Annotated in this window: 19 protein-coding genes and 1 tRNA gene; 9 read left to right on the top strand and 11 right to left on the bottom strand. The window is 62.4% G+C overall.

The features are described from left to right. Window positions 1-40 precede the first annotated feature (40 nt). Window positions 41-1258 (top strand): ubiquinone biosynthesis hydroxylase, encoded by a 1218-nt coding sequence (locus AC0QUY_RS38705; RefSeq protein ID WP_475391239.1) that lies wholly within the window; start codon window positions 41-43, stop codon window positions 1256-1258. Between the two features lie 71 nt (window positions 1259-1329). Here the strand turns inward: AC0QUY_RS38705 and AC0QUY_RS38700 are convergent, their stop codons facing one another. Then, entirely contained in the window at window positions 1330-1527 is a 198-nt protein-coding gene (locus tag AC0QUY_RS38700) for a Trm112 family protein (protein WP_475391237.1), read from the bottom strand. 48 nt (window positions 1528-1575) lie between these two features. Next, window positions 1576-2112: a TetR/AcrR family transcriptional regulator gene (locus AC0QUY_RS38695; protein ID WP_475391235.1), complete on the bottom strand. Its 537-nt coding sequence runs from the start codon at window positions 2110-2112 to the stop codon at window positions 1576-1578. A 79-nt stretch (window positions 2113-2191) separates the two neighbouring features. Between AC0QUY_RS38695 and AC0QUY_RS38690 the strand changes: the two genes are divergently transcribed. Beyond that, entirely contained in the window at window positions 2192-2542 is a 351-nt protein-coding gene (locus AC0QUY_RS38690) for a hypothetical protein (protein WP_475391233.1), read from the top strand. 154 nt (window positions 2543-2696) lie between these two features. Here the strand turns inward: AC0QUY_RS38690 and AC0QUY_RS38685 are convergent, their stop codons facing one another. Next, window positions 2697-2849, bottom strand: coding sequence for a hypothetical protein (locus AC0QUY_RS38685; protein WP_475391250.1), 153 nt, complete (start codon window positions 2847-2849; stop codon window positions 2697-2699). Between AC0QUY_RS38685 and AC0QUY_RS38680 the strand changes: the two genes are divergently transcribed. After that, window positions 2793-5264: a putative bifunctional diguanylate cyclase/phosphodiesterase gene (locus tag AC0QUY_RS38680; RefSeq protein WP_475391248.1), complete on the top strand. Its 2472-nt coding sequence runs from the start codon at window positions 2793-2795 to the stop codon at window positions 5262-5264. The two genes, AC0QUY_RS38685 and AC0QUY_RS38680, sit on opposite strands and share 57 nt — an antisense overlap. Before the next feature lie 66 nt (window positions 5265-5330). Here AC0QUY_RS38680 and AC0QUY_RS38675 read toward each other — a convergent pair whose 3' ends face one another. After that, entirely contained in the window at window positions 5331-6005 is a 675-nt protein-coding gene (locus tag AC0QUY_RS38675) for an LON peptidase substrate-binding domain-containing protein (protein WP_161850944.1), read from the bottom strand. 74 nt (window positions 6006-6079) lie between these two features. After that, window positions 6080-7003: a thioredoxin gene (gene trxA / locus AC0QUY_RS38670; protein ID WP_161850943.1), complete on the bottom strand. Its 924-nt coding sequence runs from the start codon at window positions 7001-7003 to the stop codon at window positions 6080-6082. Between the two features lie 515 nt (window positions 7004-7518). On the opposite strand from trxA, the gene AC0QUY_RS38665 reads away from it, so the two are divergent. The 4 genes from AC0QUY_RS38665 (at window position 7519) to AC0QUY_RS38650 (ending at window position 12393) form a co-directional block, all read left to right on the top strand. After that, window positions 7519-7593, top strand: a tRNA-Gly gene (locus tag AC0QUY_RS38665). A 167-nt stretch (window positions 7594-7760) separates the two neighbouring features. Continuing rightward, window positions 7761-10022, top strand: coding sequence for a DUF2235 domain-containing protein (locus tag AC0QUY_RS38660; protein WP_475391231.1), 2262 nt, complete (start codon window positions 7761-7763; stop codon window positions 10020-10022). 443 nt (window positions 10023-10465) lie between these two features. After that, a complete protein-coding gene (locus AC0QUY_RS38655) occupies window positions 10466-11725 on the top strand; it encodes a PQQ-dependent sugar dehydrogenase (RefSeq protein WP_161850941.1) in 1260 nt (419 codons plus the stop codon). An 86-nt stretch (window positions 11726-11811) separates the two neighbouring features. Further along, entirely contained in the window at window positions 11812-12393 is a 582-nt protein-coding gene (locus tag AC0QUY_RS38650) for a c-type cytochrome (protein WP_161850940.1), read from the top strand. Between the two features lie 103 nt (window positions 12394-12496). Here the strand turns inward: AC0QUY_RS38650 and panE are convergent, their stop codons facing one another. The 3 genes from panE to AC0QUY_RS38635 form a co-directional block, all read right to left on the bottom strand. Continuing rightward, window positions 12497-13417, bottom strand: coding sequence for a 2-dehydropantoate 2-reductase (gene panE, locus AC0QUY_RS38645; RefSeq protein WP_161850939.1), 921 nt, complete (start codon window positions 13415-13417; stop codon window positions 12497-12499). 158 nt (window positions 13418-13575) lie between these two features. Then, complete coding sequence (locus tag AC0QUY_RS38640; RefSeq protein ID WP_475391230.1) at window positions 13576-14181, bottom strand: DsbA family protein; 606 nt, start codon at window positions 14179-14181, stop codon at window positions 13576-13578. 116 nt (window positions 14182-14297) lie between these two features. After that, a complete protein-coding gene (locus tag AC0QUY_RS38635; protein ID WP_475391228.1) occupies window positions 14298-14903 on the bottom strand; it encodes a DUF2239 family protein in 606 nt (201 codons plus the stop codon). Between the two features lie 152 nt (window positions 14904-15055). Between AC0QUY_RS38635 and AC0QUY_RS38630 the strand changes: the two genes are divergently transcribed. Next, window positions 15056-15721, top strand: coding sequence for a glutathione S-transferase family protein (locus AC0QUY_RS38630; RefSeq protein WP_161850937.1), 666 nt, complete (start codon window positions 15056-15058; stop codon window positions 15719-15721). Window positions 15722-15726: 5 nt separating this feature from the next. Here AC0QUY_RS38630 and AC0QUY_RS38625 read toward each other — a convergent pair whose 3' ends face one another. From AC0QUY_RS38625 to ggt, 3 genes are all read right to left on the bottom strand, one after another. Then, entirely contained in the window at window positions 15727-17109 is a 1383-nt protein-coding gene (locus tag AC0QUY_RS38625; RefSeq protein WP_475391226.1) for a serine hydrolase domain-containing protein, read from the bottom strand. A 121-nt stretch (window positions 17110-17230) separates the two neighbouring features. Then, window positions 17231-18127, bottom strand: a complete 897-nt coding sequence (locus AC0QUY_RS38620) for an SDR family oxidoreductase (RefSeq protein WP_475391225.1) — start codon at window positions 18125-18127, stop codon at window positions 17231-17233. Between the two features lie 33 nt (window positions 18128-18160). Next, complete coding sequence (gene ggt / locus AC0QUY_RS38615) at window positions 18161-19903, bottom strand: gamma-glutamyltransferase (RefSeq protein ID WP_475391223.1); 1743 nt, start codon at window positions 19901-19903, stop codon at window positions 18161-18163. Window positions 19904-20032: 129 nt separating this feature from the next. Here ggt and AC0QUY_RS38610 point away from each other — a divergent pair, with 129 nt between their 5' ends. Beyond that, window positions 20033-21418, top strand: a complete 1386-nt coding sequence (locus AC0QUY_RS38610) for an MFS transporter (protein WP_161856303.1) — start codon at window positions 20033-20035, stop codon at window positions 21416-21418. The last annotated feature ends 810 nt before the right edge of the window (window positions 21419-22228 follow it).

Below are 22228 nucleotides of genomic sequence, written 5' to 3'. Positions count from 1 at the left end.
AGCAAGCGTAGTCTGACGCAGAAACCCGGGTAAGGATCGCATGGCGGCACAGCGAAGCATTGTCATCTGCGGCGGCGCCTTTGCCGGGCTGGCGCTGGCGTTGGCGTTCCGTCAGGGCCTCGGCGCGGACATTCCCGTTATCGTTGCCGATCCGGCCCTGGCGGTTCGGCCGAGTCGCGATCCCCGGGCGACCGCGATCGTGGCCGCGTGCCGGCGCCTGTTCGAGGCGCTCGGCGTCTGGGACAAGGTATCGGACTCCCAGCCGATCCTCGACATGGTCGTCACCGATTCCAAGCTGGAGGACGCCACCCGGCCGGTGTTCCTGACCTTTGCCGGCGATGTCGAACCCGGCGAGCCCTTCGCCCACATGGTCGAAAATCGGCGGCTGATTGATGCGCTGGTCGCCCGCGCCGAGGCGGAAGGCATCGATCTCCGCGCCACGGCGGTTTCGACCTACGACGCTCGCGCCGATGGTGTCACCGTGACGCTCGCCGACGGCGCTGTCATCGAAGCAAGCCTGCTGGTCGCCGCCGACGGCGCCCGCTCAAAGCTGCGCGAGCGCGCCGGCATCGCCACCCATGGCTGGGACTACGATCAATCCGGCATCGTTGTCACCGTCGGCCACGAGCGCGATCATAACGGCCGCGCCGAAGAGCATTTTCTTCCCGCGGGGCCGTTCGCGATCCTGCCGCTGACCGGAAAACGCTCGTCGCTGGTGTGGACCGAGACCCGCACGGAGGCCGCGCGCGTCACCGCGCTTGGCGAGGCCGAATTCCACGAGGAGCTCGAGAAGCGCTTCGGGCTGCGCCTCGGCGAGATCAAGGCGCTCGACAAGCCGCGTGCGTTTCCGCTCGGCTATTTCGTCGCGCGCTCGTTCGTCGCCGAGCGGCTGGCGCTGGTCGGCGATGCCGCGCATGTGATTCATCCGATCGCGGGGCAGGGCCTCAACATGGGCCTGAAGGATGTCGCGGCGCTGGCCGAAGTCGTGGTCGACGCAGCCCGACTCGGCATCGACCCCGGGCAGGCCGACGTGCTCGACCGCTATCAGCGCTGGCGTCGCTTCGACACCATGGCGATGGGCGTTGCGACCAACTCGCTGAATTTCCTGTTCTCCAATGAATCGACGCTGCTGCGCACCGTGCGCGACATCGGCCTCGGCCTGGTCGATCGCGCACCGCCGCTGAAGAACCTGTTCATCCGCCAGGCGGCAGGATTGTCAGGCGAAGTGCCGCGGCTGCTGAAGGGCGAGACGTTGTAGGGCGCGAATAGCGAATAGGGAGTGGCGAATGGAAGTTTTGCTATTCGCCATTCGCTATCACTATTCGCCGATTAATCGATCTTTCGCGCCTCTTCCGGCAGCATGATCGGAATGCCGTCGCGGATCGGGTAGGCGAGTTTCGCCGAACGCGAGATCAGCTCCTGCCGGGTCGAATCGAATTCGAGCGGACCCTTGGTCACCGGACAGACCAGGATCTCCAGCAATTTCGGATCGACGGTGCTGTCGAGGCGTTCGGGCAGGGCGTTCATGTATCGTCTCCGGATTGCGTGGTCCTTAGCATACAAGATCGCGAGATGTCATGACGCCGACATCCGCACCAGTTCGTCGACCACGGCCTGTTGTCGCGCCTTCGGCAACGGCTGATCCGATAGCGCAAAGCCGAGAAACGCCCAATAGAGAATTTGGGCGCGGGCGCGGGCCGTCTCCGCCGACAATCCGGACTGCGCCAGAAGGCCCTCCACATAGCTAAGCCGGCGCCGGTCGATTGCCTGCACCGCGGAACGCGCGGCGGGTTCGACGCTGGCCCAGGTGCGGACCGCCCGTTCCAGCATCAGCCGTTCGTCGAACACGCGGCGCAGCAGCAACGCCAGCGGGTTCTCGTCCTTCGAGGCAGCTTCGATATTGGCGATGATCTGCTCGGCTGCGACCTCGTGCCAGCGCGCCAGGATCGCGGCATGGAACGCGGCGATATCGGCAAAGTGCCAATAAAAACTGCCGCGCGACACGCGCAGCGCCTTCGCCAGCGGTTCCGCCTTCAGCGCGGTGAAGCCGCTGCTCGCCAGTGCCTTCAGGCCCTGGTCGACCCAGTCCTTTGCCGAGAGTTGATCGCTCATATTCCTGCTACCATACACTACTGTATTGACAGGCGCCAGAATGCGGCGCATAGCCATACAGTGCTGTATGGAGGCGTCGATGCGCGATCTCATTCTGCAGTGTGCTGGTGTCGCCGGCATAATAGTGGCCCTGATCCACGGGGTGCTGGGAGAAACCAAGGTGTTCGCAAAAGCGACCATCCAGCCGGAGAGCTTGCGGACCCTGATCCGACTGGTCTGGCAGGCCGGTACCGTGGCATGGATCGGTGGCGGCGTGTTGCTGATCGCCGCGCCGTCGATGGGATCGGAGAGCGCACGGCACTGGATCGTGGTGACGATCGTCACGGTCTATGCCTTCGCCGCGGCGGCCAATGCATGGTGGTCGCGGGGCCGCGGCTTCGGCTGGAAAGCGCTCGGCGCCGTCGTCGTGCTCGCAGTGGCGGGATACTAGCTCTCGTGAGCGTTCGCACCCAGGGTGCGAGCGGGTATTCAGTGGTCACAAAATTTTCCGTGTTTTCACGGTGCACGCGCGTCATTCCGCAAGTAATTTTTACGTCGCAATAAGCATGCAAGCGGGCATTGCGGCAAATTAACGCGAAGCAAGTCTAATCAGATGCCTCATCGACGGTATTGCCGATGGGGTCAACAATATGCTTCGTGTTTTCAGCTGTCTTACTGCCGATCATGATTGGCGGCTCGTTCTGCTCGCCGGCCTGGTTTGCTTCGTTGCAAGCATTGTTGCCGTCACGATTTTTCATCGCGCCATTGCGTCGCAAGCCAGGACGCGGCTGATCTGGATTGCGATTGCAGGTGCGGCGATCGGCTACGGGATATGGGCGACGCACTTCATCGCCATGCTGGCTTATGAGCCGGGCGTTTCAACCGGCTACGCCATCGCCTTGACGGCATTGTCGCTCGCGGCTGCGATGATACTGACTTCCTGCGGACTTGGTTTTGCCGCCAGCGATCCCGGTCGGTGGCGTGCCCCCGTCGGTGGCGCGATTATCGGCGCCGGCATTGCGAGCATGCACTATCTTGGCATGTGGGCGCTTGAGGTGCCCGGCCGCGTGAGCTGGTCACCGGATCTCGTGTTGGCATCGATCGCTCTCGGCCTGTTCTTCGGCTGTGCCGCCCTGGCCATCGCGACGCGCCTTAATGACAGGCGGGGAACGTTTGCTGCCGCGCTGCTGCTGACGCTGGCCATCGTCTCGCATCATTTCACCGCGATGGGCGCGGTGCAGATCGTTCCCGATCCGATGCGGGCGACGGACACCTTGTCGCTTTCTCCGACCTTCCTCGCGCTGCTGATTGCCGGCGTGGCCCTGTCGGTGCTCGGGATGAGCCTTATCGGGGTGCTGGCGGATCGCCGTTTGGCCACCCGGACTCGCAAATTCGAGGAAATCATCAGCCAGTTGTCGCTCGCCCGGCAAGAAGTCGAAGCATCGCAAAGAGAACTGCAGGAACAGAAACTCAGGCTCGATACGGCCATTAATCACATGGGCGAGGGTCTCTGCATGTTCGATGCAGATAAGCGGCTTGTCGTATGCAATGATCGCTATGCCAAAATGTATCGGCTGCCGCCGGAACTGCTGGAGCCGGGAACGCCACACCACGAAGTCATCGCGCATCGGATTGCGAACGGCATCCTCAAAGGCGAGACCAGCGAGAGCGCCGCGAATCGGTTGCTCTCGACGCTGAATGCGTTGCCGCCCGACGCTGTCGCCAGCAGGGTGGACGAACTTGCGGACGGGCGATTGATCTGCGTCACCCGGCAGCCCATGGCGGGAGGCGGCTGGGTGGCGACGCACCTCGACGTCACCGAGCAGCGGCAGTCCGAAGCCAAGATCATCCATATGGCCCAGCATGACGCGCTGACCGACCTGCCAAACCGAGTGCGGCTGCGCGTGCGCATGGATCACGCTCTCGCAATTACCCGCGAGGGCGGATCCGGCCTTGCCGTCTTCATGCTCGATCTCGATCGCTTCAAGGAGGTCAACGACACGCTCGGTCATCCGACAGGCGACAAGCTACTGCAAGCCGTCGCCGCGCGGCTGCTCGAATGCATCCGCGATACCGCTCTGATTGCACGGCTGGGCGGCGACGAGTTCGCCGTTATCGACTACGTGACCAATCCCGTCGTCGAGGCCACGGCCCTTGCCGAGAAAATCAGCCAAGCGCTTTGCAGGCCTTTCGATCTTGGCGACCATCAGGTGACCATCGGCACCAGCATCGGCATTGCCATCGCGCCACGCGACGGCACCAACCCTGACGAGATCCTGAAGAGTGCGGATCTCGCGCTCTATTCGGCCAAGAGCGGCGGACGCGGTTCATTCCGCTTCTTCGAGCCCGAGCTGGACCAGCTCATGCATGCCCGGCGCAATATGGAGCGCGACATGCGTGATGCGTTGGCCAAGGGTGAATTCGAGCTTCATTACCAGCCGATCATCAATGCCGAAAGCGGTGAACCCTTAGGCTTTGAGGCGCTCTTGCGCTGGCATCACCCTCAACGCGGCTTGATCATGCCGGCTGAATTCATCCCGCTTGCGGAAGAGACCGGCCTGATCCTGCCCATCGGAGAATGGGTGTTGAGGGCCGCCTGTAGCGAGGCGGCCAAATGGCCCGATGGCCTGAAGATCGCGGTAAATCTGTCACCCGCTCAATTCAGGAGCAAGGAGCTGGTTTCGACCATCGTCGGCGCGCTCGCGAATTCGGGCATTGTTGCCCATAGATTGGAGCTCGAGGTCACCGAGACGATCACCATGCATGACAGCGAGGCGGTGCTTGCTGCGTTGGACCAGCTGCACAGACTGGGCGTGCGAATTGCCCTCGATGATTTCGGCACCGGCTATTCATCGTTGAGCCTGCTTCAGAAGTTCCCATTCGACAAAATCAAGATCGATCGCAGCTTCGTCAACGCGCTGTCGGGTGCGAACGAGGAGTCACGCCGGATCGCACGCGCGGTGGTTCGATTTGCAGTCAGTCTCGGCAAGACGACGACGGCCGAAGGAGTCGAAACCGAGGAGCAGCTGGCGATCCTCCGTGAAGGGGCATGCGCTGAAATGCAAGGTTATTACTTCAGTCGGCCAATATGTGCAGCTAAAGCTCTGAAAATGGTGCGCCGGCAGCTCCAGCCCGTGAGGCGGCGCAGTCGAGACATGGCAGCGGCGCGCTGAAGGCGCCGTCAAGTCCTGCCGGCTGATGCACGGGCTTGCGTTGGGGATGTTTGACCTAATTTGACGCTACTGCAGCCCGGTGTCGCCGCTGGTGCGCTTCTTGGCGAGGTCCATTTCGGTCACCGCGATCAGGATCTCGGCGCGGGTCTTCAGATCGGGCGCTTCAAGCATCGCCTGCTTCTCCGCCGGGCCATAGGGTGACATCATCGCCAGCGCGTTGACCAGTGCCTCGTTCGGCGCACTCTCGATACCTTCCCAATCCACCTTCAGGTTGTTGGCGTTGAGAAAATCAGTCAGCACGTCGAGCAAGGCCGTGCGGTCCACGGCCTCCTCGCCCTTGCGCGCGACGAAATCGTCGACATAGGGGAAGAAGTCCACCTTGCATTGCCGGTACGCGGTCAGGACCGTGATTTCCTCCACGACCTTGAAACGGGCGACGCCGGTCAATTCGAGGATGTAGCGCCCGTCACCGGATTCGGCGAGTTGGGTGATGCGGCCGACACAGCCGACCCGGAACAGCTCCGGCCTAGCCTCGTCTCTGCTATGGGAAATATCCGGCTGGATCATCCCGATCAGCCGGTGGCCGTCGCGCAGCGCGTCGTCCACCATCGCCAGATAGCGCGGCTCGAAAATATTGAGCGGCATTTGGCCGCGCGGCAGCAACAGCGCGCCCGGCAGTGGAAACACCGGAATGATCTCGGGAAGTTCGCCGGGTCCGCGGTATTCGGCATTGATCGGCATCGGCGGTTCCGGTCAGTTTCTTGGTTTGGTGCGTATACTCTTCACAAAACCAGTTTCCACGGGTTTGGATCGGCCTACGAAAAAAGAATCGTCGATAGCCGCTTTCGTCCCTCGACGGTCGCCTCGTCGGCGCCGCCCCACGCCTCGAAGAACTGCACGAGCTGCTTGCGCGCGCCGTCATCGTTCCATTTTCGATCCCGCTTGACGATTTCCAGCAACTGGTTGGTCGCCTCGCTGCGCTTGCCGAGCGCATTGAGCGCGGTCGCCAGGTCAAACCGTGCCTGATGGTCGAGCGGGTTTGCGGCGACCTTCTGTTCCAGTTCGGTCACCGGGCCGACCGACTGCGCCTGCTCGGCGAGGTCGATCGAGGCCTGCACCGCTTTGACTGCGGCGTCGTTGCGCTTCGATTCCGGAACCATCGCCAGGGTCTGTTTGGCCTGCTCGATCGCGCCCGTCGTCACGTAGCACTTCGCCAGTCCAGCCAGCGCCGCGATGTTGGCGGCGTCAAAGCCCAGTATCTCGGCATAGATCTGGGCTGCTGCGGCCGGGTCGCCCTCCGCCAGCACGGCCTCGGCCTCTTGCAGGATTTCCGCAATGTTCGGCTCGCCCGGTGCGGTCATGCCCTTGGTCAGCTTGTCGATGAAGGCGTTGACCTGGCTCTCCGGCACCGCGCCCATGAACCCGTCTGCGGGCTGGCCGTTGACGAACGCGATCACGGCCGGGATCGACTGAATGCCCATCTGGCCCGGAATGGCCGGATGGTGGTCGATATTCATCTTGACCAGCTTGACCTTGCCCTTGGCGGCGCGGACCGCCTTTTCCAGCACGGGCGTCAGCTGGCGACAGGGACCGCACCATTCAGCCCAGAAGTCGATCAGCACCGGCTGGCGCTTCGATTCCTCGATGACATCCTTCACGAAGGCCTGAGTGGTCGTCTCCTTGATCAGATCGGGTGCTGCCTGCGGTGCCGGGCCGCCGCCCTGCTCAACTATCGTCACGGTATCCCTCGCCTGATGTGCTTTGCGAATGCTGGTCGGAAACGGCGCCGGTTCTAGCACGTCCCGGAACCAAGTTCTCATCCGCTAGATGGCGGCTTGGCCACAAAATTCAATTGGCCGTAGGGGGCACTCCGCCAGCCGGCTCGAGCGGAGATCGGGGACAAAAAACCACTGCGCGCCCCGTTATGTGGTTATGGGGCGGTGCTTGAGGCTTGCGCCGGTGACAGCCGGCAATGGTCGATTGACCTTCGGCGCGGAGCCGCACCTATCGGAACCCTCCTGTTCGCGCTTGGCTCAGCATCGCCCGCAGGCCGCTGGCGGCCCGGCCCAGGTTCCGAATCGCACCCTCTGACCCCGGTTCAGCCCATCAGGCGTCGTTTCGAGCTGATTCGAGCCTGTTTGTTAATGAAATCGGCCAATCAGGTGTCATCAGATTGCGTTCGGGCTGTTGCATTCCCAGTCCGCATTTGGCATAGGTCTGCCGCTGACGGCGAGCGATCGCCGCCATCTCGGATGCGGGTGTAGCTCAGTGGTAGAGCACGACCTTGCCAAGGTCGGGGTCGAGGGTTCGAGCCCCTTCGCCCGCTCCAGATTTCCTAGGATTGGCAACGCCATGATCCAATGACAGGCCGCCTTTTGGCGGCCTTGTCGTTTTTTGGCCCCCGGTGTGACCCAGCTCTCTTTTCGCTCAATGAGAGCGTGCAATGCTCTTAGACCAGAGATTGTGGAATCGCATTGTACTCGGCAGGGCAATTTCATGGGCCGAAACATTGTTTTGCTGTCCGACGGCACCGGCAATTCCGCGGCCAAGGTCTGGCGCACCAACGTCTGGCGCACCTTTGAGGCACTGGATCTTTCTGGCAACGACCAGGTCGCCTTCTATGATGATGGCGTCGGCACGTCGACGTTCAAGCCTTTGGCGGTCCTTGGGGGCGCGTTCGGCTTTGGACTGAAGCGGAACGTCATCGACATCTACAAATTTGCATGTCGCAACTACAAGGATGAGGACGACGATCTCTATGGCTTCGGCTTCAGCCGCGGCGCGTTTACGATCCGTGTCGTCATCGGTCTGATTCTCAACCAAGGGCTTGTGTCCGCTGATAGCGAAAGCGAACTCAACAAAAAGGCCATAGCTGCGTACCGGCAGTACCGCAGCGAGCGCTACCACACTCTGTGGCCTTGGCATCCCGAGGACTGGTACCGGGCCATTCGCAACTTCCTTTTCCCGATCAAGTACGACAAGCGCGACAATCGCAAAGTCAAATGCATCCGGTTCGTGGGTGTGTGGGACACCGTGGCCGCCTATGGGCTGCCGATGGATGAGATGACGCGCGGTGTCAGCCGATGGATCGTTCCGCTCGAACTTCCCAATCACATGCTGGATCGCAAACGTGTCCAGCGTGCGTGCCAGGCGCTTTCGCTCGATGAAGAGCGAACTACCTTTCATCCCGAACTCTGGGATGAAAAAGTCGTTCCGCCGTCGGAGTTCGATCCAAACCAGAAGCGCAACATCGCCGACGAACAGATCAGCCAGGTCTGGTTCGCAGGCGTGCATTCCAACGTAGGCGGCGGATATCCCGATGATGCGCTGGCCTACATTCCGTTGGTCTGGATGCTCAACGAGGCGCGGCGCTGCGGTCTGAAATTCAAATCCGAAACCGGCGATCCACCTGCCTATCCGGATGCGTTCAAGAGCGCCATGTCGAGAGCGGACAAGGATGGCCGGATCTACGATCCGCGCGCGGGCCTCGGCGCCTATTACCGTTACGGCCCGCGCAAGCTCGTTCGGCTCTGCAACTACCGATACTCGAAACAGGAAGACGACGAAGTCGCGATCGACCGTCCGAAAATCCACGAATCCGTGTTCAGGCGGATCAGGAACCATGCGCACGCGTATGCGCCCATCGGCCTGCCCCCGGTCTACGACGTCGTGAAGGCCGATGGCGAGATCGTCACGCCAGATCAATTTGGGTGCGAGACCATCGATGCGGCCAAAACGCGCGCGGATGCACAGGAGCATGTCTGGAACGAAATCTGGAAACGGCGCGTCGTCTATTTCGCTACCGTCGGCGCGACCGCATGGCTGCTGGCTTTTCCGTTGATCAGCGGCGCCACGCGCTCCGACGAGTTCACGAGCCCGATTCGATGGGTCTCGGACATAATCCGCTTCGTCGGAGCGTTTCTGCCGGGTTTCGCGTCCACGTGGATCGACGGCTATGCCCGCGCGCCGTTTTCTTTCCTGCTGCTTGCCGGACTGGTCGTGTTCTTCAATCTTTGGGGAGTGCGAATCGCATCCCGCATCGACGACCGTATGGGGGCGATCTGGCGAAAAACGCCTTCTGCGCCGTCGAGCTTGCCCGATGATTTCATCTATCGGCTTCGCAGCAACAGATTCTACATCGCGCTGCACGAAGGGCTGAAGCGCAGATGGGCACCTGCGTTCTTTGCCCTGTTGTTTGCCTATATCGGTCTGGCCCTCGTGAACCGGCTGCTCTACAACGTCCAGGACGTTGCCGGTCTTACCTGCATGCCGAGCGCGAAGGCGACGGGCCTCACCAGGGGGGAGGGCGCGCCGGCCGTCATCTTCAAGACATCGGACTTGTGCAAGCCGACGGGCATTCACCTCGACGGCGGCGGAGCCAGATATCTGGTGAAGGTCGAGCCGGTGCCATCGGAGACCTGGCACGATGCCAGCATCAACGTCCCGTTCGGCGGCTTCTCACCCACTGAACAGCCGACCTGGAAACAGCGAATCCTGCTTGGACTCGGCGTGCCGTTGCGCCGCGAATTGACCAAGGACTGGTTTCGGATCGTTCTACGCTATGGAGACATCGGCGGAGAGGAGGCCTTTCTCGATCCAGATCCCTCTGATTCCGTGATCGAAGCCACCATCAAGCCTACCCGGGAAGGCGAGCTGTTCATCTTCGTCAACGACTCCGTGCTCGGTGTTCCCGGCCTCTATGATCTCTTGTATCGAAATAACAAGGGTGCGGCGAAACTGACGGTAAAGCGAAAATAGCGCGGTCGGCGTTGCTTCGGCCGGCTTCAACTTCGCCGCCGCTGCACCGGATCGCGCCAGGCCGAACAATTCGTGGCTCTCGCCAAACAGTTCTGGCACCAAGGCAGAACCGAACCTGTCCCACCGAGCATGAGGACACGCGCACTCGGCCTCTTCTGTGGAAGCACGCCCACCTGAGCCGGCTCAAATCAGCATCACAGCCGTTGGCATCGCGAGAATATTGCGGTGCAGCGGGCGCAGCTGCAAATGCGGATCGACAGCCAGTTATCAATCCGTCTCACAATTTGCTTTCGTCTGACGGAGCCGCGGTGCCCGCGCTTCTCGCCGAGAGCGGATGTGCTACCATTTCCCGGTCTGTTTTCACTTCACCAGACCAAGTTCGTCTCTCGAACGTTCCCAAATAATAACATGCGCAGCCTCCAGGCTGCATAGGGAGTGACGCGATGAAATCGGCTTTCAATCGATCCATTCTTGCGCTCGCAGCCATCCTTGTTGTCGCAGGCGCCAGCCAGGCCAGCGCGCAGCAGAAGGCCCTGAAGAAGTACGAATCCGGCACCAAGGAGTTCTGGACCAACCCGCCGCCGGACTGGTTCCTCGGCGACGAGACCGAGGCTCAGAAAGGTCAGGCACCGCCTTCCGGTCCGCCGACCGGCGCCTCGGAGGCCGAGCTAGCGGCGATGATGAAGAAGATCAAGCTGCCGGATGGTTTCAGTATCGAGGTTTACGCCTCCAACGTGTTGGAGGCGCGGCAGATGGCCTGGGGCGACAAGGGCACGCTGTTTGTCGGCTCCTTCAGCCTCGGCAACGTCTATGCGATCAAGGACAATGGCGGAAAGAGGGAGGTCAAGACCGTCCTCAAGGGTCTCAACATGCCCACCGGTCTGGCGTTCCTCGACGGCGCGCTCTACGTCGTCGCGATCAACAGGCTGATCAAATACGAAAATGCCGAAGCCAATCTCGACAATCTCGGCGCCGGCAAGGTGGTGTATGACGACATGCCGACCTACGTCGCGCATGGCTGGAAATATATCGCCGTCGACAAGGATGGCTGGTTCTATCTGCCGTTCGGACCTCCGTTCAACATCGGCATCCCGCCGACCAGTGTCTCGCAGATCCGGCGCGTCGATCCCAAGACCGGCAATGCCGAGATCTGGGCGCTCGGCGTCCGCAACAGCGTCGGCGGCGACGTCGATCCGCGCTCGGGGCGATACTGGTTTACCGAGAACGCGCGCGACTGGATCAGCGACGACATGCCGAGCGACAAGCTCAACATGATCACCAAGATAGGCGAGCATTTCGGCTATCCCTATTGCCACCAGGGCGACATGCCGGATCCGAAATTCGCGATGGGCCACAAGTGCGATGAATTCACACCGCCTGTCGTCAAGCTCGGCGCTCATGTCGCACCGCTCGGCATGAAGTTCTATACCGGCGATCAATTCCCCGCCGAATACAAGAACAACATCCTGATCGCCGAGCACGGCTCCTGGAACCGCTACAAGTACCAGGGCGCCCGGATCAAGCGTGTGATCGTGGATGCCGACGGCAAGAACGCCAAGTCGGAGATATTCGCCTCCGGCTGGCTTGAGGGTGACACCAACTATCTCGGTCGTCCGAACGACATCATCCTCGCCAAAGACGGTTCGATCCTGGTGGCCGACGACTGGGCCGGCGCCATCTATCGCATCAGCTACAAGAAGTAGGACGTGAGTCATCGGAGGCTGCGGTTGCTCGGGAACGAGTGGCCGCAGCCTCTGTTGTTTGAAGCGGATGGCGGAGAGTAGTTGAAATGCGAAGGGCATTGGTCGGAGCGCTGGCGGTTTTCATGTCTTGCGGCTCGTTCGCTCGCGCCGCCGATATCGCCGCCGGCAAGGAAAAAGCCGAGTTGTGCGTCGGCTGCCATGGCGAAAACGGCATTTCGCAAATGGAAAACATGCCCTCGCTGGCGGCACAGCCGGACCTGTTCATTCAGTGGCAGCTCGTGTTCTTCCGCGCCGGCACCCGCAAGAACGAGCAGATGCAGCCGATCGTCGAACAGCTCAACAATGAGGATATCCGCAACCTCGGCGCCTATTTCGCCTCACTGCCGCCGCCGAAGGAATCGAAGCCCGACGACGACCCCGATCTGTCAAAGAAGGGTGCGCAGGCGGCTGCCGGCCGGCGCTGCGCCTCCTGCCACTTGGATACGTATGCCGGCACCAAGGCAGTCGCCCGCGTCGCCGGCCAGCGCGAAGAATATCTCGTGAAGGCCCTGCGCGACTACAAGACGGGCGTGCGGGCCGGCGGCGCGATGGCAGCGATGGCCGATGTGGCCTTTCCGCTGAGCGAGGAAGAGATCGAGGCACTCGCGCACTATCTCGCGCATCTTTGAAGATGGCGTAGCCCGGGTGGAGCGCAGCGCAACCCGGGATGACCTAACCAACGCGAATGAATGCCCCGGATTACGCTGCGCTTCATCCGGGCTACGGGTCCAACTAGCCGCGCTGCTTCTCATACGCCTTGAGATGGGTGTAGGCGATCCGCAGCTTCGGTACCGGAATCTTGGCAGCGTCGGCGCGCGCGACGAGATCGCCGATCACGTGGTCAGCTTCAACCGGCAGGCCCGCTTTGATGTCGCGGAACATCGAGGCGGTCATCGGCGACCCCTCGGTCGTCAGCAAGCCGGCGGTGCGCTGGAAGAATGGGCCGGCCGGGTCAAAGCCCGACGCCTTTGCAATCGCGCCGCATTCATCGAGCATGCCGAGCAGAAAATCCTTGCCACCGGCGACCGCCAGGATGTTGCCGACCGACGTGCGCATCAGACAGGTGGAGGCCGCGAGCGAAGCCAGGAAAACCCATTTCTCCCACATGTCCTGCATGATGTGTTCGCTCGCCGCCGCGCCGAACTTGCCGCTGTCGAACACCTTCGCAATCGCGCGCACCCGCTCCGACATTGCGCCATCGCGTTCGCCGAAATTGAGCGACTGCATCGGCGCGAGCTGCACCACTTCGCGGGCTTCGTTGAGCGTCACCGCGATCGCGCAGAGGCCGCCCAGCACGCGTTCCGCTCCAAACTTCTTGTCCAGCACGTTGAGGTGCAGCAAGCCGTTGAGCAGCGGGATGATCGCCGTTTTAGGCCCGACCGCGGGAGCAAAGGACTTGATGGCGTCTTCGAGGTCAAACGCCTTGCAGCTCAACAGCACCACGTCGAACGGCTCGGCGAGCTTGTCGGCCTGCACCGTCGGCGGATTCTTGAGCGTTACATCGCCGGCCGGGCTCTTGATGACAAGGCCTGCGCTCGCAAGTTCGGAAGCGCGCTTCGGCCGGACCAGGAAGGTGACATCGTTCCCGGCCTGCAGCAGCCTGCCGCCGAAATAGCCGCCGATGGCGCCGGCGCCCACCACGAGAATACGCATGGATCAACTTCCCTTTGTTATTGGTCTTGGAGGCGGGCGAATAGCGAGTAGCGAATGGTGAATAGAAGATATCGGCTACTTCCACCCCAACCATTCGTTATTCGCCAATCACCATTCGCTTCTTTACCACTTCTCGCCAAACAGTCGAATCAGGGCGGCTATTTCCCCGAGACCATTTCCTCGACTTCGCGAAGCTGCTCCTTGCCGAAAAACATTTCCTTGCCGACGAAGAAGGTCGGCGAGCCGAACGCGCCGCGCTCGACCGCGTTTTGCGTATTCTCGATCAGCTTGGCTTTTACGTCGGCGTCCTGCGAGCGCGTCAATAGCCTTGCAGCATCGAGGCCGGACGAGGCCAGCGCTTTGGCTGCAACTTCGGGATCATCCATCTTCTTCGGCTCGACCCACATGTGATGGAAGGCAGCCTCGACATACTTTTCGAATACGCCCTCGAACTGGGCTGCTATCGCCGCGCGCATCAAATGCAGCGTGTTGACCGGGAAGAACGGGTTCCAGACGTAGGGCTTGACTCCAAACCGCTGCAGGAAGCGTTCGGTCTCCAGCGCGTGGAATTCGCGCTTGTTCTTGATGCCGGCGAATGCTTCGGCCGGCGACCTGTTGTTGGTGGCCTTGAAGATGCCGCCGAGCAGGACCGGCACATATTCGAACTTCACGCCGGTGCGTTGTTCGATCGCCGGGATCGCTTCGTGGCTGAGGAAGGCGTTGGGGCTGCCGAAGTCGAACAGGAATTGCGGGTTTGAGCTCACGGCAGTCTCCCTGATTGTTTTGGCGCATTGTGGCGCAAGGCAGGTAGCGCGTCCACCGGTATCATTACGATCGTAATACTGTGAAAAGCGCGGTCGCCCCGCGTCACCGATCGCTCCTACGGTTCGGCGCGATCGCTGAAGGCGAGCTTGACGACGTGGTCGCGGATATCGTCGGGCCAGCCGGCGACGAGACCGACGAATCGCCGCCGGTCATCGGCGAACAATGCCCGCGATGCTTCTTCGAAGCCCGCGAGATTGCCGGCCATCACGGACATGAAGCGATAGGCGGCGTCCCTGGCCGCACGCGCGCGGTCGAGATCGCCATTGGCGCGGCGCGCTTCTTCCACGAGTTTGCGCAACGCCACGGACGCCCCGCCCGGCTGCGCTCCCAGCCATTCCCAATGGCGCGGCAACAGCGTCACCTCGCGCGCGACAACGCCGAGCTTGGGCCGTCCGCGCCCGCGCGGCGCCTCCGCCGACTCATCGGTCGCGGATTCCGGATCGGGCGGCGACTGCGGCAGGCGCGCAATGACGTCGCGTTCGGTGCCGCGAAGGTCGAGATCGATCGGTTGGCCGGTGGCATCGCTGAATATGATGATCGGCGGCGCGGCGGGCCTGCGGGAAGCCTGCATCACTGCCAGCGCGACCTCGGCCAGCGGGCCCGCTGCCAGGCGCTGTGGGCCGATGAAGGCGGTGAATTGGGGGCGGGTCTTGTCGGGCATTCGAGGGACTTCCGGATTTTCGCTAGCGTATATTTACCCGGATAAATTATGATGTCAATATCACCCGGGTAAATATATCGCTCCGCCTAAGCCGTCTCGACTTTCCGTCCCCCGGCTGGCACCAACGCGACGCCAACTTCAGGGGAGCGCCAATGCTGACGGTTCATCATCTCAACAACTCTCGCTCCCAGCGCGTGCTCTGGCTGCTCGAAGAGCTCGGTGTTCCCTACGAGATTGTTCGCTATCAGCGCCAGCCGGACATGCGCGCCCCCAAGGAGCTGCGCGCCATTCATCCGCTCGGCAAATCGCCCGTCATTACCGACAACGGCAATACCATCGCCGAGTCCGGCGCGATCTGCGAATACATCATCGGCACTTATGGCAACGGCCGTCTGATCCCGCCGCCGAACACGCCGGAGCGGCTGCGCTACACCTATTGGCTGCACTATGCGGAAGGCTCGGCGATGTCGCCGCTGCTGTTGAAGCTGCTGTTCACCTTGATGCCAAAGCGCGCGCCGGCCTTGCTGCGGCCGCTGGTGCGCAAGGTCTCCAACACGGCGTTGACCACGCTGGTCAATCCGCAGCTCAAGCAGCACATGGACTACTGGGAGGGCGAGCTGGGAAAAAGCGAATGGTTCGCCGGCAATGAATTTTCGGGCGCGGACATCCAGATGAGCTTTCCGCTCGAAGCCGCCGCGGCGCGCGGCGGACTGGAGCAGGGCCATCCCAAGGCGATGGCGTTCCTCGAACGGATTCATGCCCGCCCGGCCTATGCGCGTGCGCTGGAAAAGGGCGGGCCGTATGTGATTGGGCGGTAGCCGTCTCAAGGCTGCACCGCCGCGATCACTTCCTTCACCAGCCTCGCAACGCCTCTGATATCGCCGGTCGGATCGACGCTGTCGCCGAGCCGCGCCACGACAAGGCGCTGCGACGGCACGATGATGATGCGCTGGCCGAGGTCGCCTGAGGCAAAGAAGGCATCGCGCGGGATGCCTAACAGCACGCGGCCTTTGGCGTTGGGGTGCTCGCTGCGATTGGTCCAGAAGCCGGCGGCGTAATCGGTATGAAGCGTCGCAGCCGCGCAAAAATCGACCCAGTCCGGATGCAGGATGCGCTTTTCGCCGGCGACGCCGTCATTGAGGTAGAGCAGGCCGAACTTCGCCCAGTCCCGTGCGCTCGCCAGCATGTAGGTCGAGCCCTGCAGCGTGCCGACGCCGTCGAACTCAAGCGTAACATTGCGCATGCCGAGCGGGTTGAACAGTTCGCGCCACGCAAACGCCAGCGTCTGTTCCGGTCCGCCGACGGCGTCGCGAACGATACGCGCCAGGATCTGCGTGGTCGGACTCGAGTACGCCCATCGCGTGCCGATCGGCGCGATCATCTTCGTGTTCACCGCATAGGCAGCCGTATCGTCCTGCAGGTACATCCGGCTGGACGGATCGAAGCCGGAATTGCTTTCGTCGAGGTCGAGGCCGCTGGTCATGCGCATGAGATGTTCGACCTCGATCTCGCGCCTGGGATCGCTGGCGCCGCGCCATTCCGGTATCGGCGCGGGCATCGAGGGCGTGACCAGGCCCTGCTGCGTCAAAATGCCGATCAGCGCGTTGATCACCGACTTGGTCATGGAGAAGCCGAGCAGCGGCGTCTCGACGCCGATACCGGAAGCGTAGCGTTCGGCGATCACCTTGCCGTCGTGCACCACGACCACCGCTTTGGTTCTGCGGAACGGCGGCGCGGCCGGCTCCTCGAAGGCGTGATCGAGCGCCGCCTTCAGCGCCGGGTCCGCCGGTTCGACCACAGCGGGGCCGGCGATCTCGGGAAGCGCCGGCGGCGTCTTCGCCTTCAGCGCCTCGACGTCGCTCTTCAGCAGATAAGGCTCTTTTGCTCCATGCTGATCGACGCAGCCGAGCCCGTCGTGAAAGGCCGCGCGGCTACGAAATAGTCCGAGCGTCGAGGCGTCGACAGTCCCCGCGCCACGGTCGAGCGTGAAGCGGAGCACGTGGCGCAGCCGCCGTATTCCGGCGCGCTCCGAAACCTCCGCGAATACCGTCTGTGGATCGAGCCCCGAAACGAAGGTCTTGGAGCAGATGTTATGGGCGACATAGCCGGTAGCGACGCGGATGGCGTGGTCGGGCCGGAAGTGGACGCTCGCGCCCGCCAGCGCGGCGATGAAGACGGCGAGGGCGATGGCAATCCACTTTCGCAATCTTCACATACCCCGTGGTTCTAAAGCGGGATGACTTTTCTTCGAATCGTCATCCCGCTTTATCTTTTTGTTCGAGCATGATCTTTTCGGAAAACCGCTGCACACTTTTCCGGATCATGCTCTAGCGCGACGTTTGCGCCGCGCCCACCGAAGGCAGCGCCTGCACGGTGACGCCGGGCGGCGGCACGTCGTCGTCGGGGACGAAGAAGTCCGACATCAGCGGCACCGAGCGATCGACGCGGTAGGGCTCGAAATCCCTGACGCCGGCGGCATAGAGCACCTTGTCGTCGATGCAGAACTGCCCGGTGAACTCGCGCGACGGTTTGGTCAGGATGGCGTGCGCGGCATCGCCCATGATTTCGGGCGTCCGGCTGGCGCGCATCATCGCCTCCCCGCCGAGCAGGTTGCCGACGGCGGCAGTGGCGATGGTGGTGCGGGGCCACAGTGCGTTGACCGCAACGCCTGCGGATTTCAGTTCGCCTGACAATCCCAGCACGCACATGCTCATGCCGAACTTCGCCATGGTGTAGGCGGTGGAATGCTCGAACCATTTGGTCTTCATGTCGAGCGGCGGCGACAGCATGAGGATATGCGGGTTGGCGGCCTTCTTCAGATGCGGGATGCAATATTTCGACACCATGAAGGTGCCGCGGGTGTTGATGCCCATCATGAGATCGAACCGCTTCATGTCGGTTCCCTGCGAGTTGGTGAGGCTGATGGCGCTGGCATTGTTGACGCAGATATCGATGCCGCCGAATTCGGCGACGGTCTGCTCGATCGCCGTCATCACCTGTGTCTCGTCGCGGATGTCGCACAGCACCGGCAGCGCCTTGCCGCCGGCGGCACGAATTTCTTCCGCGGCGGTATAGATGGTGCCCTTGAGTTTCGGGTGCGGCTCCGCAGTCTTCGCCGCAATCGCGACATTGGCGCCGTCACGCGCGGCGCGGAGCGCAATCGCCAGACCGATGCCGCGGCTGGCGCCCGAGATGAACAGCGTCTTGCCCTTGAGAGATGTCATCTGAAACTCTCCTTTGAAGGATGCAGTGCTACGTTACTGTCCCACCGCCGCCGCGCCTCGCGTGCGCGGGTCGGGTGCGCCGAGCAGGCCGTTGGGCGTGACGGTGATGGAATTGGCCGAGGTCTGGCCGAGCGGCTCGATCACATAGTGGCCCTTCTCCCTTAACGCATCCAGCGTTTCCTGCGGAAAGCCCTGTTCCACGCGCACCACGTCCGGCATCCATTGGTGATGGAGACGGGGAGCTGCTACGGCGGCGGCGACGTCCATCTTGTAGTCGAGCACGTCGACCACGACCTGCAGCACGGCCGAAATGATGCGGCTGCCGCCCGGCGAGCCCGTCACCAGCACCGGCTTGCCATCCTTCAGCACGATGGTCGGCGACATCGACGACAGCGGTCGCTTTCCGGGACCGGGCAGATTGGCCTCGAATCCCACCAGCCCGAACGCATTCGATGCGCCGGGCGCCGCGGTGAAATCATCGAGTTCATTGTTGAGCAGCACGCCGGTGCCATCGGCGACCAGTCCGACGCCATAGGAAAAATTCAGGGTGTAGGTGTTGCTGACCGCATTGCCGCTGGAATCGACTACCGAATAATGCGTGGTGTTGCTGCCCTCGCGCGGCGGCTTCACAGTCAGCGCCTCGGCCGGCGTAGCACGCGCAAGGTCGATGCCGTCGCGCAGTTTCGCGGCGTAATCCTTGCTGATCAGAAGATCCGCCGGCGCGTTGACGAAGGCGGGATCGCCGAGATAGCGCGCGCGGTCGGCGTAGGCCCTCTTCATGGCCTCGATCATGACATGCAGCGAAGGCGCGGAGCCCTGCTTCATGTCCGGCATCGGAAACCCTTCGAGAATGTTCAGCGTCTCCAAGAGCACGGTGCCGCCCGAGGACGGCAGCGGCATCGACACGATGTCGTAACCGCGATAGCTGCCGCGCACGGGGCTGCGTACCACCGCCTCGTAGGATTTGAGATCGTCCACCGTCATGATGCCGCCGGCATCGCGGACGGCCTTCGCCAGTTTTTCGGCGACGGGTCCCTGATAGAAGCCGCGCGGCCCTTGCTCGGCGATCGCCGACAGCGTTGCTGCGAGTTCGGCCTGGATCAGCCGGTCGCCCTCCCGCAGCGCCGTGCCATCGCTGCGGGAGAATGTCCTGGCCGAATCCGGCCAGCGCGCCATCCGGCGATACATGTCCGGCAGCGTATCGGCCGTGTCGTCGGTGACCAGGAAACCGTCGCGCGCCAGTTCGATGGCGGGCTTGAGAATTTGCGCGAGCGTGAAGCGGCCCGAGCCGTATTTCTCGAGCGCCAATGCCAATCCGGCAACCGTGCCGGGCACGCCGATGCCGAGCGCCGAATTGCGTGATTTGTCGGTATCGGGTTTGCCGTCTGGTCCGAGGAAAATGTCTGGGGTGGTCGCACCGGGTGCGGTCTCGCGATAATCGATAGCTGCGTCTTCATTCCGTCCGGCCGAATGGATCACCATGAAGCCGCCGCCGCCGATGTTTCCGGCGCGCGGATAGGTGACGGCAAGCGCAAAGCCGGTGGCGACCGCGGCGTCGATCGCGTTGCCGCCCTGCTTCAGGATGTCGGCGCCGACTTGCGCGGCAAGCCTCTCCTGCGCCACCACCATGCCGTGCTCGGATGTAACGGCGCGAACGGATGTGAGATCGGGAGGGGCGTAAGCGCGGCGTTCCTGCGCAAAGGCCGCCGTTCCGCAGGCAAACGCAAGGATGAATGTGGCAGCTACGCGACGCCACCGGATTGAAAAGACCGTCATCGAAAATCCGCCGCAGTTAGGAAGCCCCGTGTGACGCCCGGCAACACCCAAAGCGTCGGTGACGCATGCTATATGGGATCGAATTCGACGGGCAGAACGCTTCACGTGAGTTTGAAGGAAATATCCGGCATGGCGGTGATCGCTTCCGAGGCAACTGGCGGCAAAATTGCGCAGGAATATCCGGGCCGCGCCGCCGTCGTGAGCTGGATTTTCTTCGACTGGGCGGCCCAGCCCTATTTCACGCTGATCACCACCTTTGTGTTCGCGCCCTATTTCGCGAACTTCGTCGCGGCCGATCCGGCGCAGGGGCAGGCGCTGTGGGGATTTGCTACCGCAGCCGCCGGTCTGATGATCGCACTGTTGTCGCCGGTACTGGGCGCCATCGCCGATGCCAGCGGCCGCCGCAAGCCATGGATCGCCGGATTCGGCGCGCTGCTGGTGATCGGCTCCTGCCTGATGTGGTTCGGAAAGCCAAGTGATGCGAGCGTCATCCCACCACTCTTGCTGGTCTATGCGATCGCAACCGTGGGCGTCGAATTCGCCACTGTCTTCAACAATGCGATGATGCCGACGCTGGTGCCGCCCGATCGAATCGGACGGTTGTCCGGCACTGGCTGGGCGACCGGCTATGTCGGCGGCATTCTCAGCCTCATCCTGGTGCTCGGTTTTCTTGCTGCCAGCCCCGAAACGCGCCGCACCCTGTTCGGACTGACGCCGCTGTTCGGTCTCGATCCCGTATCCCATCAGGGCGATCGCATCACGGGCCCACTGACCGGCATCTGGTTCGTCATCTTCGTGACGCCGATGTTCCTGTTCACGCCGGATTATCCGGCCAGGCGCCCAATCCGCGACGCAGTGCGCGAAGGCTTGAGCGGGCTGAAGCGGACGCTCGGCGAATTGCCGAAGCAGCGATCGATGGCGACATTCCTGCTCGCCAACATGATCTATAGCGACGGGCTGGTGTCGCTGTTCGCCTTCGGCGGCATTTATGCAGCCGGCACGTTCGGCTGGCATACGATCCAGATCGGGACGTTTGGAATTCTGCTGGCCATCGCCGGCACCTTCGGCGCGTGGCTCGGCGGCAAGCTCGACGACAGGCTGGGCCCCAAGCGCGTCATTGCCGGCAGCCTGCTGATCCTGCTTTTCGCGCTTGCCGCCATCCTGCTGGTCGACAAGAATTCGATTCTTTTCGTGAAGGTCGCGCCGCCAGCCCCGGGCGGCGCGCTGTTCTCCGGCGCCGCCGAGCGCGCCTATCTGGTGCTGGGATGTCTGATCGGCGCCGCCGGCGGCCCGCTGCAGGCGGCGTCGCGCACGCTGCTGATCCGTCTCGCGCCAAAGGACCGCATCGCGCAGTACTTTGGACTGTTCGCGCTGACCGGCAAGGTGACGTCGTTCATCGGCCCGCTCCTGATCGGTGTGATCACGGCCGTAACCGCCAGCCAGAAAGCGGGCATGGCGCTGCTGGTGGTGTTCTTCGTCGCAGGTCTCGCGCTGCTGATGCGCGTGAGGGAGTGAGTGCGGATCGTTGTAGCTGCGCATGCGTGGTATCCGGTGCGCCGCGGCCCATCTCGCAATGACGGGGATATAGATTCGCGATCTCGCGACATGTTGCGCCCGAGGCTTGCATCTCTTTATCCGCCCTCTCATTCGGAGGGCGCAGGGAAGACCGGGTGCTTGCTGCACCCGAGGTCTCGTGTGCCGTTGCGCATAAAGAAAAACGCACACGAGCATACAGGTACAGCGGGGGCATCCCGGCCTTCCCTGCGCAATGGCTTTACGGCTTATAACGTGCTCTCCCCGGAGAACGGCTTTCTTGCCTCCGTCGCCCCTGAGAAGCTTCGCTCCAAGCTTCGCTTCTCTTGGACTTAACGCCAGCACCGCGACGCCAGGACCACACGACTTCGCCGTACGCTTCCGGCGCGTACGTCGAGCGCGCCTTCAGCGTCCATCGCATCTCGCCGCGCGTTCGTGACGATGGCCAACGCCCCTCATCTGCGGGAGACGGGCGGAGTTATGCGACTGATTTGGGTGAGAACGAAAGCGGAATATTTTTGATTCCGGGCCTTGACACGATTTCGGAAAATCAGAAGTGATTTGTCCATCGGGCAATCGCATCACAGGTGCCGTAGGGTGGGCAAAGCGCAAGCGTGCCCACCATCAAGCAGCACAATCGGTGATGATGGTGGGCACGTCGCTTGCGCTCCTTTGCCCACCCTTCTGTAACGGGCCTCGATTAGTCAATCCCTTTGCGTTGTCCGCCCGCCGGGGTCTTGCTTCTGTACGGGGTCGGCGCAGGGCCGCCACCTGATGGGGTTGGAAGAGGAT

The sequence above is a fragment of the Bradyrhizobium sp. WYCCWR15520 genome (genome assembly GCF_056174665.1).
Note: the sequence above shows the minus strand (reverse complement) of the source record. Positions and strands in the feature narration are given on the sequence as shown.